The organism is Cohaesibacter haloalkalitolerans (assembly GCF_003574655.1).
Classification (GTDB): domain Bacteria; phylum Pseudomonadota; class Alphaproteobacteria; order Rhizobiales; family Cohaesibacteraceae; genus Cohaesibacter; species Cohaesibacter haloalkalitolerans.
In genome coordinates, this window is sequence record NZ_QNUM01000003.1 from 440972 (window position 1) to 456255 (window position 15284).

Genomic DNA, 15284 nt, shown 5'->3' on the forward strand with positions numbered 1-15284 from the left:
CTTTAAGTGGATTGTTGGGTCGGCGGGGCTCGATCAGCCCCGGTCACGGAACCCGTTGGTAATCGGATAGCGACGATCCCGGCCGAAATTCTTCTCGCTGAGCTTGACGCCCGGCGCAGACTGACGCCGCTTGTATTCGGCGATATAGAGCAAATGCTCGATGCGGCGCACCAGCGCAGCATCATGGCCACGCTCGGCGATTTCGTCGATGCTCATTTCCTTCTCGACCAGACATTCCAGAATGTCATCGAGAACCGGGTATTCCGGCAGGCTGTCCTGATCGGTCTGGTTCTCGCGCAGCTCGGCCGTCGGTGCCTTGGAAATGATGTTGGCAGGGATCACTTCGCCCACCGGCCCCATCGCCCCATCAGGCTTGTTGGCGTTGCGCCACTCGGCCAGATGATAGACCGCCATCTTGTAGAGGTCCTTGATCGGGTTGAAGCCGCCGTTCATGTCGCCATAAAGCGTGGCATAGCCAACCGACATTTCGGACTTGTTGCCCGTAGTGACCACCATGTGGCCGAACTTGTTGGAAATGGCCATCAGGATCGTCCCGCGGGCGCGTGACTGCAGGTTCTCCTCGGTCACACCCTCGTTTGTGCCCTCGAACAGCCCCGACAGAGCACTGGCAAACCCTTCAACCGGCTTGACGATATCGACGATATCATAGCGCACACCGAGCGCCTTGGCGCAATCGGCGGCATCCTTGAGGCTCGCCTCGGAGGTGTAGCGATAGGGCAGCATCACGCAGTGAACGCGCTCGGCGCCCAGCGCGTCGACGGCAAGAGCCGCGCAGATTGCCGAGTCGATACCGCCTGAAAGCCCCAGCACCACGCCGGGAAAACGGTTCTTGTTGACATAGTCCCTCAGTCCCAGCATGCAGGCAGACCATGCGCTGGCATCCCGGTCCATGACCGGTTCGATTGGGCCGGACAGCTTCCATTTGCCATCGATCCGCTCGGCGACCAGTACCTTCTGGTCTTCCTCGAACCCGACCATCTGCATGGCCAGCGAGCGGTCTCCATTGAGCGCAAAGGAAGCGCCGTCGAACACCAGCTCGTCCTGTCCGCCAACCTGATTGAGATAGACCAACGGTAATTCCGTTTCGATCACCCGCTGCAGGGCAACCTGTTGGCGCACTTCCCATTTGTCGAGATTGAACGGCGATCCATTGGGAACCACCAGCATCTCGGCGCCGGTTTCAGCCAGACATTCGCAGACCTCGGTATCCCAGATATCCTCACAGATCGGAACCCCGACGGCAACGCCGCGCAGGTTGATCGGCCCCGGCATCGGCCCGGCAAAGAAGACGCGCTTTTCATCAAAAACGCCATAGTTGGGCAGATCGGCCTTGTAGCGAACGGCCTGAACTTCGCCATTGTCCAGAAGACAGACCGCGTTATAGAGCCGCTCGCCATCGACCCATGGCGACCCGATCAGAATGGCAGGTGCATCCCCTTCGGTGATTTCCGCAAGCTTCTCAACGTGCTCGCGGCAGGCTTCCTGAAAAGCGGGTTTCAGAACGAGGTCTTCGGGAGGATAGCCGGAAATGAACAGCTCACTGAGCACCAGACAGTCGGCTCCTTGCTCGGTTGCCACTTTATGCGCTGCGCGGGCCTTTTCGGCGTTACCCGCAATATCCCCCAGCAGGGGATTGAGTTGAGCAAGGCTGAAAACAAGTCTTTCGGTCACGGCGCGATCCTGTATTGCTGATAGTAAGAAGCCGAGAGCTTACAAACTCTCGGGTAGAGATATAAAGCCAGTGAATGCGATAATCCAATGTAAAGTGACGGCATCAGCTACCCGTTGTCCGATCACAGGCGGTTATTCACCCGCCAATGCAGCAGATCACAGAGGCAGGTCCGTCATTCAGGGATCTTGGCAACCGCAGACAAAAGAAAAGCCCGACAGGCTGCCGGGCTTTTCAAAAGAAACGTCAATCGGAACCGGCCTAGTAAGGCGCAATGGCGCTTGCCTGACGGCTGGCGCGGTCCTTCTTGATGTTGTCGGCGATGAGGAATGCCAGTTCGAGAGCCTGATCGGCATTGAGCCGCGGATCGCAGACCGTATGGTAGCGGTCAGACAGATCATCCTCGGAGATGGCGTGGGCACCGCCGGTGCATTCGGTGACATTCTTGCCGGTCATTTCCACATGGATACCGCCCGGATAGGTACCTTCCGACCGATGAACCGCAAAGAAGCTCTCGACTTCCTTGAGGATCCGTTCGAATGGACGGGTCTTGTAGCCGTTGGCGGCCTTGACCACGTTGCCATGCATCGGATCGCAGGACCAGAGCACCTTGTAGCCTTCCCGCTTGACGGCCTTGACCAGACCCGGCAGGTGATCGAACACCCTGTCCGCCCCGAAACGGGTGATCAGCGTCAGACGGCCTGCTTCATTCTCCGGATTGAGCACGTCAATCAGACGCAACAGCTCGTCTGGAGTCAGGCTTGGGCCGCACTTGAGGCCAACCGGATTCTCGATGCCGCGGAAGAACTCCACATGGGCATGATCAAGCTGACGCGTCCGGTCACCGATCCAAAGCATATGACCGGACGTGGCGTAATGCATGCCGGTCGTTGAATCAACGCGCGTGAAGGCCTGCTCATAGCCAAGCAGCAAAGCTTCATGGCTGGTGAAGAAATCGGTCGAACGCAGGGCCTCGGTCGTTGAAGGATCCACGCCGCAGGCGCGCATGAAGGCCATGGCTTCCGTGATCCGCTCAGCCAGCTCGCGATAGCGCGGACCTTGCGGACTGTCCTTGAGGAAATCCATTGTCCACTGCTGCACGTGATCAAGGTTTGCGTAACCACCCTGCGCAAAGGCACGCAGAAGATTCAGCGTGGCAGCAGACTGACGATAGGCCATGACCATGCGCTGCGGATCCGGAATGCGCGACTCGGCCGTAAACTCGGTATCGTTGATGATGTCGCCGCGATAGCTTGGCAGTTCCACACCGTCAACAGTCTCTGTCGGCGAGGAACGCGGCTTGGCGAACTGACCAGCAATACGACCAACCTTGACCACCGGAGAAGCGGCGGCAAAGGTCAGAACGGCTGCCATTTGCAGGAACACACGAAAGAAATCGCGAATATTGTCAGGATGATGCTCCACGAACGCTTCAGCGCAATCGCCGCCCTGAAGCAGGAAGCCTTCACCCTCAGCAACTCGCGCCAACTGCTTGCGCAGCTTGCGCGCCTCGCCAGCAAAAACCAGAGGCGGATAGGTTGCAAGCGTGCTTTCAACAGCTTTGACTGCTTCGGCATCGGGATAATCCGGCACCTGCTGGATCGGTTTTGATCTCCAGCTGTCCGGTGTCCAGGTCTTGCTCATTTTGTCCTCTTTTCGCTTTGCTGAATGCCTGACTACAGGCTTCTAAAACAAGCCGGCCCCACTGTCCTGACGAGAGGATCGTAAAGAGGGGGCCGGTCGCTCGTGTTATACACACCAAGGTAGGTGGATGCCATAGATGTTTGCCAAAAGCGATGAAAAAAGACGTCATCAATTGGTCACAAAATGACAATTCGACAACGATATTCGGCATCTTATTACCGAAACGAGATCACATCTGACAAAATCCGGCAAGAACCGCTAGTAAATCTTGCGCTTGGCCGCCTTTGCTGCATAGGGGTTATCCCCCCTGCGCATCAGCATCCGAACAGGAACGGCCGGAATATCAAAGGTATCCCTCAAATCGTTGAGAAGATAGCGCTGATAGCTGTCCGGCAGGTCTTCGGGCCGCGAGCACATGACCACGAAGGTCGGCGGACGCGCCTTGATCTGCGTTGCATAGCGGATCTTGATGCGACGGCCACCAACGGCGGGCGGCGGATGCCCCTGGGTGGAATCATTGAGCCAGCGATTGAGACGCGAGGTCGAAACGCGACGGTTCCAGACCTCGTAAATGTCAAGCACCGCCTTCATCAGCCGGTCCAGATTCCTGCCCGTCAGGCCTGACACCGGAATGAGCGGAACATTGCGCATCTGCGGCAGCAGCCGCTCGGCCTTCTCGCGGAGATCGGCCAGCATTTCCTGAGGGTTCTCGACCAGATCCCACTTGTTGAGGGCAATGACGATGGCCCGCCCTTCCCGCGCCACCAGATCGGCGATCTGCAGGTCCTGCTTCTCGAACGGCTTGGTCACGTCAAGGGTCACCACAACCACTTCGGCAAACTGGATCGAACGCAGGGCGTCAGAAACGGAGAGCTTCTCAAGCTTTTCCTGCACCCGTGCCTTGCGGCGCATGCCAGCGGTATCAAACAGCTTGAACTTGCGATCCCGGAATTCCCAGTTCACCGAAATGGAGTCGCGCGTGATGCCAGCCTCGGGGCCGGTCAACAGACGGTCCTGTCCGATGAGATGGTTGATCAGGGTCGACTTACCTGCGTTCGGTCGCCCGACAATCGCCACCCGCAGGGGCTTGGTCGGATCATAGAGCGGCGTTTCGGCTTCGTCGTCCTCGATGTCGACATCAACGAGCGGCCCGTCGTCTTCAGCCAGCGCGGCCTCGACATCATCGTCTTCAACAAGGCCCAGCTCGACCTTCTTGGCATCATCATACTTGACGAGTTCTTCGTAAAGATCAGACATGCCTATGCCATGCTCGGCAGAAACCGGCATGGGTTCACCAAGACCCAGCGAAAAGGCTTCATAATAGCCCGCATCCGATGCCTTGCCTTCGGACTTGTTGGCGAGCAGCACAGTCGGCTTGCCAGCCTTGCGCACCATCGCCGCGAAATGCTCATCCATCGGAGTGATGCCCGCACGGGCATCCATCATGAACAGCACCACATCAGCCATGCCGATGGCTTCTTCGGTCTGCAGGCGCATGCGCGTTTCCAGCGCATCTTCCTCGGCGACTTCAAGCCCGGCGGTGTCAATGATGTTGATATGCAAATCGCCCAGTTGCGCGTCGCTCTCCCGCCGGTCACGGGTCACCCCGGGGCGGTCATCGACAAGCGCCAGCTTCTTGCCAACCAGACGGTTGAACAGCGTGGATTTGCCTACATTGGGTCGGCCGACAATGGCCACATTCAGTTTCATTTCATCTCGTCCAAATCAGATCGATCCTGTGTCGCGTCACTGGAATTGACCGCAATCCTGCAGCACTTTCCCGACAGATCGAATGGGGCAGACCAGTCACAGAACCGCTCTTAGCCGACCGCCCCCAAATAGCACGGCACCCCGGAGCTGCCAAAGCAACCCCGGGGTAGCCGGTGAAATAGCAAGAGGACACCAGCCCGGACGGGCCGGATCCTCCTAGTTATAAGCAGCCAGACGGCCTGACCCGCTCAGTGTAATCAAACGCCCGCTGACAGCAATTGGCGGAACGAAGACGGGGTCCTTGGTTTCCCGCGTCAACGTGATCTGACCATTTTTCGGATCAACCGCAGCCATCTTGCCGTCGCTGGATGTTACCCAGAGGCGGTTTCCTGCCAGAACAGGCCCAGCCCAGCTGGTGCTCTTTTTCTTGCTTCTAACGGTCGGAAGCTGACTTGACCAGCGAATTTTGCCATTCTGCCGGTTAAGAGCAACCACACGGTCATCCAGATCGACCACAAACAGCGTATTGCCCGACACGACAGGCGTATGAATGGAACCGAGGGATCGATCCCAGATCCGTTCGCCATCCCGTGCCCGCACCGCAATCGTGTTGCCGCTCACGCTGGCCGCAAAGACAACGCCGTCAAACACCACCGGGCCACCGGCGATGGCCGAAATGCCGGAAATGGCATAGCGACGGGAGCCCTGAACGATCGTATCGGACCAACGGCTTTCGCCAGTCTTCAGATCGATCGCAACCAGTTCACCCGAGGTGCCGGAGAAATAGACCATATTGCCGCTGACTGCCGGTGCGCCAGACCCCAGCAAACCTGTGCCCTGAGGGATGCCCTCGAAGGTCCAGACTTCCTTGCCATCGGAAACATTGACTGCAAACAGCGAGTTGGTAGCAGAAACAGCCAGAACCAGATCGCCAGCCACAACAGGAGCGCCGCGTGCCGGTGCGTCCATCTGGAAGGTCCAGAGACGACGCCCCGTACCCGCATCAAGAGCGACCAGTTCGCTAAAGCCCGTCGAGGCAAAAACCCGGGCGCTGTCCATGGTGACTGCGCCACCAAGAGCTACACCCTTCTCGCTTTCGGGCCGGACAGACTGGTTCCAAATGCGGCTACCGTTGGAAACACTATAGACCGACACCTGCCCATTCGGGCTGTAGACTGCAACGCGACCGCCGACAGAAACCGGGCGCGCCGCTGCGCGTTCATCCGAATCCCCGCCGCGAATGGCTGCGTTGACACTCCAGACCCGATTGCCCTGACCACTGAAGGAGACGTTCGGGGGATTGTTTGTTGCCGTTCCTCCAGCCTGTGTCCAGGAAGAGAAATCAACCGCTCCCGAAATGGAGACAGGCGACTGGTCCTCCACCGTCGCCACCGCGGCGGTATCAAACAGGGCCTGGCGCTCACCGGGCAGAATGTCCTCCGGTGTCTTGAACGGGTTCATGTCGCCCGCAAAGTCAGATACGCTGGAGCAACCAACCAGACCGGCGACCAGCGCCAGCATTGCAGCCTTGCTTGCATATCCCAGAAAACGCGACCCGCTACTCACCCCCGTTGCTGTCCTCATTGGGCAGTCTCCTTGGCGTCTTTGCCAGCCGCTGCAGGCTCTTCATACTGCGAGCGGATGTAGTTCACATAGACCTGCGCACGCTGACGCAATTCCGGCGGCGTTTCCGCATCCTGCGAAATGCGCTCGGCAATCGGCATCGCCTTGGCAAAATCCTTTTTCTCCAGATAGGCCAGCATCACCAGCTCCCGGGCCGAATGACGGAAGCCGTCATTGTCCATCAGGGCGGTGAGTTCGTTGATAACCTCGTCGGCCTTGCCCTGATCCAGCATCAGCGCGTTAGCGCGAATGCGGGCAAGACTCTGAATGACAGCCGGAAGATCAGCGTTGCTGGCAGCATCCTTGAACAGGGCGACCGCGGCATCCGTATCACCCAGAGCAGCCTTCTCGGAAGCGATGCGCATTTCAGCAAGCACCGGATAGCCACCGTTTCCATCAGCCTTGATGGCTTCCAGAGCCGCCATGGCCTCATCCTTCTTGCCTTCGTCCGACAATTGCAGCGCCTGAATGAACGCGTCACCCGACTTGGCAGCCTGTGTCTGGCGCCAATACTCGTAGCCCTTGTCCGCGGCAGTTCCCAAAACGACCAGAAGAGCGAAGCCAATTACATAGGGACCAAACTTGTCCCAGAGTTTCTTGATTTGCTCGTGGCGCAGCTCTTCATCGACTTCACGAATAAAATCGGACTCAGACATCATTCCTCGCTTGCACCGGACAATTGGACCGGCAGACTTTCTTTTCGACTGCCCACGGGCAGACCAATATTCCGTTTCTGTTGCGGGACATTAGCCGGTCCCAGTGCATGACGCAATCATGCAATGCGGCGCAATTGCTCTCCCAAGCGGGAAAAACGCGAAAAACCCCCAAGTGGAGCAACACGGAGGCGACTTTCGAGGGATGGGGCCGATTTTTCTCGACAACTGCCCAGCCTTCTCAGCTCTTTGGCAAGCAAACATGGCCGCAATGGGACTGCCCGTCAGGTCAGCCCGATTTTGGCCAGTTTATCCGCATCAAAACAGCGGACTGACACCAAACGCCCACTGGTGTACGCCAAAGATCATGGCACAATAGAAGGCAAGCCCGAGACCGACAGCATAGAGATCGCCCATCACGCTCCCTTCGGGAACAACCACCAAACCTGCCCGGATCCGGCGCTTGAGTGAAATGCGATAGCTGACGGCATATAGCAGGAAAAAGCCGAACAAGATCAAGTCCGACAGTTCGCCGTTGGCCAGCAGATGCGCAAACGCCCAGGTCTTGATGGCAATGGAGAGAGGAGAGGTCAGCTTCTGCTTGATCTTGCCCTTGAACACCGCTGCAAACAGAAAGATCACCGCAAACAGCATCAGTGTCGCCGCCAGATGTTTCGTCCAGATCGGCGGATACCAGAGAATGAGGGTGCCCTTGGAGGCAAAATAGCCGACATAGACCAGCGCAATGGCGACAAGAGCAACGACACCATGCATCATGCGATAGCCCGTCACCCCGACCCGGCTGACGAACCCTTCCTTGAGCGACACATTCTGTGGAACCAGATGAATGGCCAGAAAAAGAGCCAACCCGACACAGAGCATTATCATGAACCAATGAACTCCAGCTTGAAAACAGATTGCGGACAGCAAAAGACCACTCGCCCGCATTAAGGAATAGTACCTAAACAGTGCGAGCGGTAGCCCGCGGCACCGCAAAAGTCAAATCTTGAATGTCAAATTCAAGACACCATACCCGTCAAATCTGCGTCAAAATCGCCCATAAGCAGCCTTTTCGAGATCATCCATTGGGCCTGATAGACAAATAATTGATTGACCTTCCCGAGCCATTGCCGCAGGCTCTCAACTGGAGTTTTGGCCAAAATCGGGGCCTGATCACGGCATAAGTTTGCAAACACCCAATTTCAACCAGCAAAAACTGTCACCAACGACGCGCTTGCCCATCGTTGCAACAACAGGAGTCACCCATGCCCATTTCGCCCAAAACAGCGATGGCGTTACTGGAAGGCCGGCGTATCGAAATCAACGCACTGAGCGACCTGTCAAAAGAGGCGCGCGGCGTCGTACCGCTTGATCAGCAGAGCGTGGGGCGGCTTTCCCGGATGGATGCCCTGCAGGGGCAAGCCATGGCCGAGGCAACCCAGAGGCGCCGCATTCTCGAACTTCAGAAAATCGAACAGGCCATCAAGCGCCTCGACAGCGGCGACTTCGGCTATTGCGTCGAGTGTGACGAAAAAATTCCCTTGGAGCGACTGGAACTGGACCCGACAGCGACTCTCTGCGTCGCCTGCGCCACCAAAAAGGAAAAGTCCGGGAAATGACCACACGCGAGGTGTGCCCCTCGCAGCCAGTCGCATTTCTGGCGGCAAAACCGTCAAAACAGCCTCAAGTGAGACTCAAAGGTTACACTGCATATTTTTTTGATGGGTAAAACCACGTGGCAGGAGTGACAACACTTCTTATTCGATCAGGAATTCGTATTCTGCTCTTGTAATTTTCAAGACCAGTGCTTATCGACACGATCTTAACAAGCACCCGCACTCAATTTCAGACAAGTGATACATCCGGAAGGGACACCATCATGCTGGCTCAGGGCAGTTTGATTATTTCTACACTCAAGACGATCTTCAAATCGCCTGCAAAAAAGACCGCAGCCATAGGCGCGGTATTGATGACCCTCGCGGGTACTGCCCCCGGCCATGCCACTTCCGATAACACGGTCCAGATCAGGATCGACCTGTCCAAGCAGCAAATGTTCGTTTCCGTCAACGGCTGGCGCAAATACACTTGGCCAATCTCTTCAGCCCGTGACGGCTTCAACACGCCGGAAGGTCTCTATCGCCCGGTGCGGATGTATGAGGACTACCGGTCCAAGGAATACAACAACGCCTCGATGCCCTATTCCATCTTCTTCTATCGCGGCTACGCAATCCATGGCACGACAGCCATCAAGTCTCTCGGGCAGCCCGCCTCGCACGGCTGTGTGCGCCTGCATCCGGACAACGCCAAGGAGCTTTACGAACTGGTGGAGCTGAACGGCAAGGACAACACCCGCGTCTTCATTACTGAATAACCCCGGATCAAAGCATCAGCTAAAATCAACACAAAAGCTCGCAATATTGGCGGGCTTTTTTCGTATCAATGGCTACACCATTTCTTTACCATAGAAGTTAAAATTCAATTCAAACCAGACGCACCCCGAGAACACTAGAACAATATTAAGATTCGCGGGCAAAACTCGTAGTAAAGCAAACAAATCCACTGCACGGGGATATGGGATCATGATGCTACGACGCGTATTCATTTCATTGGCCTGCTCACTGGCCTGCATGGCAGCTTTCGCCAGCAGCGGCGTTGCATCAACAACGAAGGCAACTCCGAAAGAGGAAACCATCATTGATGCGATGAGAAGCCAACCCATCTTTGGTCAACTTCGCCTGCTCGGCGACACAGCATCCATGACCAAGGCCTCTACCAGAAAACCGATTGTTGCCAAGATCGACATTTCCGAACAGCGCATGAATGTCTATGTCAATGGCCACATCACCCACAGCTGGAAGGTCTCGACGGCGCGCAGCGGTTATTACACGCCACGCGGGGAATATGCCCCCTATCGCATGCACACCATGTGGCGCTCGCGGAAGTACAACAACGCGCCGATGCCCTACGCGGTCTTCTTTCACAAGGGCTGGGCGATCCATGGAACAACGTCCATTTCGCGCCTTGGCCGCCCGGCCTCCCATGGCTGCGTGCGGCTGCATCCGGACAACGCCAAAACCCTCTTCAAGCTGATCAAGTCAGCTGGCGGCATGAAATCCGCCAGGGTCATCATTTCCAACTGACGTGCCTCCAGCCCTCCTCCTCCCGGGCATCCTCCTCATGGAGGCATCAAAAGCGCGACCGGCGTCTCCTCCCAATGGCCGCGCTTTTTTCTTGCCCGAACGGACCCGCAAGGGCGCTCCACCTCCGTGAGACACCACCAACGCTTCCCCAACAACCTCCGACCCCAAAAGCCTCCGACCCCAAGAGCTCCTACCTGAGGAGCTTCAGCGACCCGGTCAGGGAGCGAATCCACTTCGTCGGCCCAACCAACCCCAGACCATCAATCGGCTCGCCGGAAAGATCCCTGTCCGGGAAGGTCTTTTCATAGTCGGCATAATCATGCAGCGAGCGGGCAAACGCCGGAAACGGCACCACAGCCCCCACATCATCGCGGCTCCCCAGCGCCTTGAGCAACAAAGCCCCCATCGTCTCCTGCGTTGCCTGCAGAATGGGAACCGGCAGGCAGGAACTGACGTCAACCGAGCGCCCAGCCTGATCGGCAAGACTGCGCCCGGCCAGCAATGGCTGCCTTGCGCCAAGACCAATGGCAATGGCGCTGGCCGTGTTGGCGATCAGACCAACTGGCATATCCGGGTTGATGACAATGGCAAGGCGAAGATCACTTAACATAACGGACTTGGCTCCTTCTAATTTGAACGCGCCGATCCTAGTCCGGTCTTTGGGTAATTTTCTGCCTTTTATTGCCAACTCCCATCCAATTAAGGTAGAGTCTACCTAAAACTTAATAAACCGGGAAATTTGTGACCATGTCTTATTCCGCCGCCGACACGCGCATCCTCAAGGCTCTTCAGGAGGATGGCCGCCTCACCAATCAGGCACTTGCCGACAAGGTCGGGCTCTCCACCTCCCCATGCTGGCGCAAGGTGCGGCAGCTGGAAGAGGACGGCGTCATTGATGGCTACTCGGCCCGGATCAATCGCCGCGCGGTCGGACTTGGCGTTCTGGCGTTCATCCGCGTCAAGATCGACAGCCATAGCGAGGAAGAATCCGAACAATTCGCCCGGCAAGTCCAGACCCTTGACAGTGTGGTTGCCTGCTACAGCCTTGCGGGCGACGCTGATTTCCTGCTGCAGGTCGTAGCGAAGGATCTGGATGACTATGCCGACTTTGCGATGGACGAAATCCGTCGCCTGCCGCGCATCAAGGAAATGCAATCATCGATGGTGTTGCGGGAAATCAAGCCCTTTGAAGGCTACCCCCTCAGCCAGCTAAAATAGGCTGTCATGACACAGAAAGGGCGCTTTGCGGCGCCCCTTTAAAAATGACTTCGTCATACAGTCGCAGCTTCAGATAGCCACCCTGATCCGCACTTTTGTTAAGGGCAATGAGGCTGTCAGGCAGACCACAACAAGCGCGTTGTCGGAAACTGTTCAAAGCAATAGTCGTAGACTTCGGAATAAAACGCCCGGATTGCCTCATCAAACTCGGTGTCTTCCACTGCATTCCATGTCTTGTTGACCTTGATACTGGCAAATTCAGGTTTCGGTTCAACTCCCAGATAGCAGGAAAGGCGGCCAATCTCCGCTGGTGTGAACATGCTCTCATATATTCCGACATAAACCTGTTCCTTGCCAAACACCTCCACGGCGTTCTTGTGGGTCTCATCATACCGTGTGCGAATGATGCAGTGTTCATGGCAGTAATGCTGCCCCAACGCTCTGGTAAAGTCCGTTTCCCCGTCAACAATCCCAGCCTTGTAATGCCGACGATCCAGATTGAAGCGAACCGAGCTTCTGATCCGTCTCAACGGATCCCTGATCAGAAGAACCGGTTTGACCACAACACCCCTCTCGGCGAACTTCTGTTTGATGGACTGAAGGCGCTTTGCCTTCAAACCACTGTATGAGGGCGTAATGTCTGCTGTTATCGTCACGTCCTCTGTAAAAAGGGACGTGAAATAGTCAAAATAGTAGCCTTCTTCATTCTGCATGCGGAACCGTTGGCTCTGCCTTTCCTTCTGGTCCGAAGCGAGCGTATCGAGCGTTTCGGGATCAACGCGGTTGCCGCGCAGTATCCCGATATCGAGAGCATCCCATATGTGATACTCCTTCGAAAACCCTTGCCCAAACCGGGGGGACTGCTTCAGATATTCATGAAGCCAAGAGGTACCACATTTCTGTGCGCCCAATAGAAGGATGAATGTCTTCATTTCTGCTCCTTCGTCCATAGCAAAAACATCGCATCCGGTTCAGGATACAGACGGCAAGAGCCAATCCAGAAACGAACCGCAATGGCACTTGGTCACGGCACGGACCCAAACTGCGAGCACCCGATCAGCACATCAATTGATCCATCAACTGCGGGGTGAGCCCGGCGATATCGGCAAGCTTTTTCACGCAATCATAGTCAGCCTTCAGAAAAAGCCTGAGATTGTCCATCGCCCTGTCACTCAGGACAAGCCTCTCCGCGTCGGTTTTCTCACTATGCTGATGTTCACTGAAAACATCTGTTACGCCAAGAAACTGCTCGATGTCGCGATTGAGAGTTTCCTGGGTCATCACCGCAAACAATTGCTCCCTGCGCAACCGCTCCAGCAAAGGAGACAGATAGAAACTGATGTCTTCCTTGAGATGATGGATAGCAAGCCAATCCTTGACCGCAGCCAGTTGCAAGCGCCCACCATTGTCATAGAGGCATTCGGCCAGATGACTGAGCGTGCCATATTTCTGCAGGATTTCATATTCGCCACTGAAGCGGAACTCCTGCACTTTGGTCTCCACCACAAGATGGTATCGCCAGTTGAAGGCTGACAGAACCCGGCGGACAGGGTTCCGGACCACAATCAGGTAACGCGCGTTCTGCTGATAGTAGGGCTTGCGGATATGGACACGCTTCACATGAGCAAATTGTGCCTTGATGACGGGGCTCGCCAGAAGCGCATTATAGAGCGTCTCACCACCACATTTGCCGATATGGATATAGGTCAATTGAGACGGCAAACCGGCCTCGTATTTTTCACGCACCAGTTCATCCATGCAAAACCCCTTGCGTCAAGCTTGTGTTGATTGCGGCCTCTCTCCCCGGCAGGAGAAGACAGAGAGATGATGACAAACAGGAAAGAGTTTCGGGAAAGCTGAATAGGAATGGATGACAAAACGCAACAAGCCGCAGGGACATAGTCACCTGCGACTTGCAAAATCCGTTATTCCCACTCGATCGTTCCGGGGGGCTTGGAGGTGACGTCATAGACGACACGGTTGATGCCCTTCACTTCGTTGATGATGCGGGTGGCCGCCTTGGAGAGGAAATCCATGTCGAAGTGGTAGAAATCGGCGGTCATGCCGTCGACCGAGGTCACCGCGCGCAGGGCGCAGACGAACTCGTAGGTGCGGCCATCGCCCATAACGCCAACGGTCTGAACCGGCAGCAGCACGGCGAACGCCTGCCAGATGGCATCATAAAGGCCAGCCTTGCGGATCTCGTCGAGATAGATCGCATCAGCTTGCCGCAGAATATCCAGTTTCTCACGAGAAATTCCGCCCGGACAACGGATCGCAAGACCCGGTCCCGGGAACGGATGACGCCCGACGAAGCTTGCTGGCAGACCAAGCTCGCGGCCAAGAGCACGAACCTCGTCCTTGAACAGCTCACGCAGAGGCTCAACCAGTTGCATGTTCATGCGCTCGGGCAAGCCGCCCACGTTATGGTGCGACTTGATGGTGACCGAAGGACCACCCGTAAAGGAGACCGACTCGATCACATCCGGATAGAGCGTGCCCTGTGCAAGGAAGTCAGCACCGCCGATGCGGTTGGCTTCATCCTCGAACACATCGATGAACAGCCCGCCAATGATCTTGCGCTTGCGTTCCGGATCGGTCTGGCCTTCAAGGGCCGTAATGAAGATCTCGGAGGCATCCACATGCACCAGCGGAATGTTGTAGTGCTCGCGGAACAATCCGACGACCTGCTCGCTCTCGTTCTGGCGCATCAGACCGGAATCGACATAGATGCAGGTGAGCTGATCCCCAATGGCTTCGTGAATAAGCACGGCGGTCACGGAAGAATCAACACCGCCGGACAGGCCGCAAATCACCTTCTTGTCACCAACCTGATCCTGAATGCGCTTGATCGCGGCGGCACGGAACTGCGCCATCGACCAATCAGCTTCACAGCCACAGATTTTGTGCACGAAGTTCGAGAGCAGCTGAGCTCCGTCTGGAGTGTGCACCACTTCCGGATGGAACTGGACGCCATAGAATTTGCGATCCTCATCGGCAATCGCAGCAAATGGAGCCCCTTCGGACGTTGCTATGACATCAAAGCCTGCGGGCAGACCATCTACGCGGTCTCCGTGGCTCATCCAGACCTGATGGCTGGTGCCAAGCGCCCAAACCCCGTCAAACAGCGGGCTCTTTTCCTTCACGGTAACGAAGGCGCGGCCATATTCCCGATGATCCGGGCTTTCGACCGTACCACCCAACTGCAGACACATGGCCTGCTCGCCATAACAGATACCGAGAATGGGGATACCTGCGCTGAAAATCACCTGAGGAGCACGAGGAGACCCGATATCGACCGTAGAAGCTGGCCCACCGGAAAGAATGATCCCATCAGGTTCAATATCGTGAAAAGCCTGTTCCGCATTCTGAAATGGCACAATCTCGGAATAGACACCCGCTTCGCGCACCCGTCGAGCAATTAGCTGAGTGACCTGAGATCCAAAGTCGATAATGAGAATCTTGTCCGTCATGCGTCCCTTTCCCTAAAGGCTACAAGCTGGCAAAACAGCCTTGGTAGAATTCATCCTCCCTCTTATGCCGAAGCCATGGCAAAGGCAATCTCTGTGTCGACTTTTTGCGACCACAGAAAGCCAAAAAAGGCAA

15 protein-coding genes are annotated in these 15284 nt (G+C 56.2%); 4 read left to right on the forward strand and 11 right to left on the reverse strand.

What is annotated here, in order from left to right; genetic code table 11:
- Window positions 1–33: 33 nt before the first annotated feature.
- The 6 genes from DSL70_RS09475 to DSL70_RS09500 all read right to left on the reverse strand — a co-directional run bounded on the left by DSL70_RS09475 (window position 34) and on the right by DSL70_RS09500 (window position 8208).
- Window positions 34–1692, reverse strand: a complete 1659-nt coding sequence (locus tag DSL70_RS09475; RefSeq protein WP_245418147.1) for an NAD+ synthase — start codon at window positions 1690–1692, stop codon at window positions 34–36.
- A gap of 259 nt (window positions 1693–1951) precedes the next feature.
- Window positions 1952–3334, reverse strand: a complete 1383-nt coding sequence (locus DSL70_RS09480; protein WP_119307657.1) for a class II 3-deoxy-7-phosphoheptulonate synthase — start codon at window positions 3332–3334, stop codon at window positions 1952–1954.
- A 258-nt stretch (window positions 3335–3592) separates the two neighbouring features.
- The gene (gene der, locus DSL70_RS09485; RefSeq protein ID WP_119307658.1) at window positions 3593–5044 is read right to left on the reverse strand and encodes a ribosome biogenesis GTPase Der; all 1452 of its coding nucleotides are present in this window, start codon (window positions 5042–5044) and stop codon (window positions 3593–3595) included.
- A 216-nt stretch (window positions 5045–5260) separates the two neighbouring features.
- Window positions 5261–6628: an outer membrane protein assembly factor BamB family protein gene (locus tag DSL70_RS09490; RefSeq protein ID WP_119307659.1), complete on the reverse strand. Its 1368-nt coding sequence runs from the start codon at window positions 6626–6628 to the stop codon at window positions 5261–5263.
- The gene (locus tag DSL70_RS09495; RefSeq protein ID WP_162916529.1) at window positions 6625–7323 is read right to left on the reverse strand and encodes a tetratricopeptide repeat protein; all 699 of its coding nucleotides are present in this window, start codon (window positions 7321–7323) and stop codon (window positions 6625–6627) included. The genes DSL70_RS09490 and DSL70_RS09495 overlap by 4 nt, the downstream gene beginning before the upstream one ends.
- A 315-nt stretch (window positions 7324–7638) precedes the next feature.
- Window positions 7639–8208 (reverse strand): NnrU family protein, encoded by a 570-nt coding sequence (locus tag DSL70_RS09500; RefSeq protein WP_162916531.1) that lies wholly within the window; start codon window positions 8206–8208, stop codon window positions 7639–7641.
- A gap of 377 nt (window positions 8209–8585) precedes the next feature.
- Between DSL70_RS09500 and DSL70_RS09505 the strand changes: the two genes are divergently transcribed.
- Together DSL70_RS09505 and DSL70_RS09510 are read left to right on the forward strand one after the other, a co-directional pair.
- On the forward strand, window positions 8586–8939 hold the full coding sequence (locus DSL70_RS09505; RefSeq protein ID WP_119307662.1) for a TraR/DksA family transcriptional regulator: 354 nt from the start codon (window positions 8586–8588) through the stop codon (window positions 8937–8939).
- A gap of 350 nt (window positions 8940–9289) precedes the next feature.
- Window positions 9290–9691: a L,D-transpeptidase gene (locus tag DSL70_RS09510; RefSeq protein ID WP_119307902.1), complete on the forward strand. Its 402-nt coding sequence runs from the start codon at window positions 9290–9292 to the stop codon at window positions 9689–9691.
- Between the two features lie 72 nt (window positions 9692–9763).
- Here the strand turns inward: DSL70_RS09510 and DSL70_RS22425 are convergent, their stop codons facing one another.
- Window positions 9764–10039 (reverse strand): hypothetical protein, encoded by a 276-nt coding sequence (locus DSL70_RS22425; protein WP_205563230.1) that lies wholly within the window; start codon window positions 10037–10039, stop codon window positions 9764–9766.
- A 37-nt stretch (window positions 10040–10076) separates the two neighbouring features.
- Between DSL70_RS22425 and DSL70_RS09515 the strand changes: the two genes are divergently transcribed.
- Window positions 10077–10460: a L,D-transpeptidase gene (locus DSL70_RS09515; protein ID WP_245418148.1), complete on the forward strand. Its 384-nt coding sequence runs from the start codon at window positions 10077–10079 to the stop codon at window positions 10458–10460.
- A gap of 190 nt (window positions 10461–10650) precedes the next feature.
- Here the strand turns inward: DSL70_RS09515 and DSL70_RS09520 are convergent, their stop codons facing one another.
- Window positions 10651–11070: a DUF2000 domain-containing protein gene (locus DSL70_RS09520; protein WP_119307664.1), complete on the reverse strand. Its 420-nt coding sequence runs from the start codon at window positions 11068–11070 to the stop codon at window positions 10651–10653.
- Between the two features lie 137 nt (window positions 11071–11207).
- Here DSL70_RS09520 and DSL70_RS09525 point away from each other — a divergent pair, with 137 nt between their 5' ends.
- On the forward strand, window positions 11208–11678 hold the full coding sequence (locus tag DSL70_RS09525) for an Lrp/AsnC family transcriptional regulator (RefSeq protein WP_119307665.1): 471 nt from the start codon (window positions 11208–11210) through the stop codon (window positions 11676–11678).
- A gap of 116 nt (window positions 11679–11794) precedes the next feature.
- Here DSL70_RS09525 and DSL70_RS09530 read toward each other — a convergent pair whose 3' ends face one another.
- The 3 genes from DSL70_RS09530 to guaA all read right to left on the reverse strand — a co-directional run bounded on the left by DSL70_RS09530 (window position 11795) and on the right by guaA (window position 15151).
- On the reverse strand, window positions 11795–12610 hold the full coding sequence (locus DSL70_RS09530) for a hypothetical protein (protein WP_162916533.1): 816 nt from the start codon (window positions 12608–12610) through the stop codon (window positions 11795–11797).
- A gap of 124 nt (window positions 12611–12734) precedes the next feature.
- Window positions 12735–13436: a sulfotransferase family 2 domain-containing protein gene (locus tag DSL70_RS09535; RefSeq protein ID WP_119307667.1), complete on the reverse strand. Its 702-nt coding sequence runs from the start codon at window positions 13434–13436 to the stop codon at window positions 12735–12737.
- Between the two features lie 167 nt (window positions 13437–13603).
- Window positions 13604–15151, reverse strand: a complete 1548-nt coding sequence (gene guaA, locus DSL70_RS09540) for a glutamine-hydrolyzing GMP synthase (protein WP_119307668.1) — start codon at window positions 15149–15151, stop codon at window positions 13604–13606.
- Window positions 15152–15284 lie beyond the last annotated feature (133 nt).

Bases quoted from the DNA above. Each gene is read 5' to 3' on its own strand.
- DSL70_RS09480 (WP_119307657.1), bottom strand. From the start codon at position 3,334: ATGAGCAAGACCTGGACACCGGACAGCTGGAGATCAAAACCGATCCAG.
- der (WP_119307658.1), bottom strand. From the start codon at position 5,044: ATGAAACTGAATGTGGCCATTGTCGGCCGACCCAATGTAGGCAAATCC.
- DSL70_RS09490 (WP_119307659.1), bottom strand. From the start codon at position 6,628: ATGAGGACAGCAACGGGGGTGAGTAGCGGGTCGCGTTTTCTGGGATAT.
- DSL70_RS09495 (WP_162916529.1), bottom strand. From the start codon at position 7,323: ATGTCTGAGTCCGATTTTATTCGTGAAGTCGATGAAGAGCTGCGCCAC.
- DSL70_RS09500 (WP_162916531.1), bottom strand. From the start codon at position 8,208: ATGATAATGCTCTGTGTCGGGTTGGCTCTTTTTCTGGCCATTCATCTG.
- DSL70_RS09505 (WP_119307662.1), top strand. From the start codon at position 8,586: ATGCCCATTTCGCCCAAAACAGCGATGGCGTTACTGGAAGGCCGGCGT.
- DSL70_RS09510 (WP_119307902.1), top strand. From the start codon at position 9,290: ATGACCCTCGCGGGTACTGCCCCCGGCCATGCCACTTCCGATAACACG.
- DSL70_RS22425 (WP_205563230.1), bottom strand. From the start codon at position 10,039: ATGGGTTGGCTTCTCATCGCATCAATGATGGTTTCCTCTTTCGGAGTT.
- DSL70_RS09515 (WP_245418148.1), top strand. From the start codon at position 10,077: ATGACCAAGGCCTCTACCAGAAAACCGATTGTTGCCAAGATCGACATT.
- DSL70_RS09520 (WP_119307664.1), bottom strand. From the start codon at position 11,070: ATGTTAAGTGATCTTCGCCTTGCCATTGTCATCAACCCGGATATGCCA.
- DSL70_RS09525 (WP_119307665.1), top strand. From the start codon at position 11,208: ATGTCTTATTCCGCCGCCGACACGCGCATCCTCAAGGCTCTTCAGGAG.
- DSL70_RS09530 (WP_162916533.1), bottom strand. From the start codon at position 12,610: ATGAAGACATTCATCCTTCTATTGGGCGCACAGAAATGTGGTACCTCT.
- DSL70_RS09535 (WP_119307667.1), bottom strand. From the start codon at position 13,436: ATGGATGAACTGGTGCGTGAAAAATACGAGGCCGGTTTGCCGTCTCAA.
- guaA (WP_119307668.1), bottom strand. From the start codon at position 15,151: ATGACGGACAAGATTCTCATTATCGACTTTGGATCTCAGGTCACTCAG.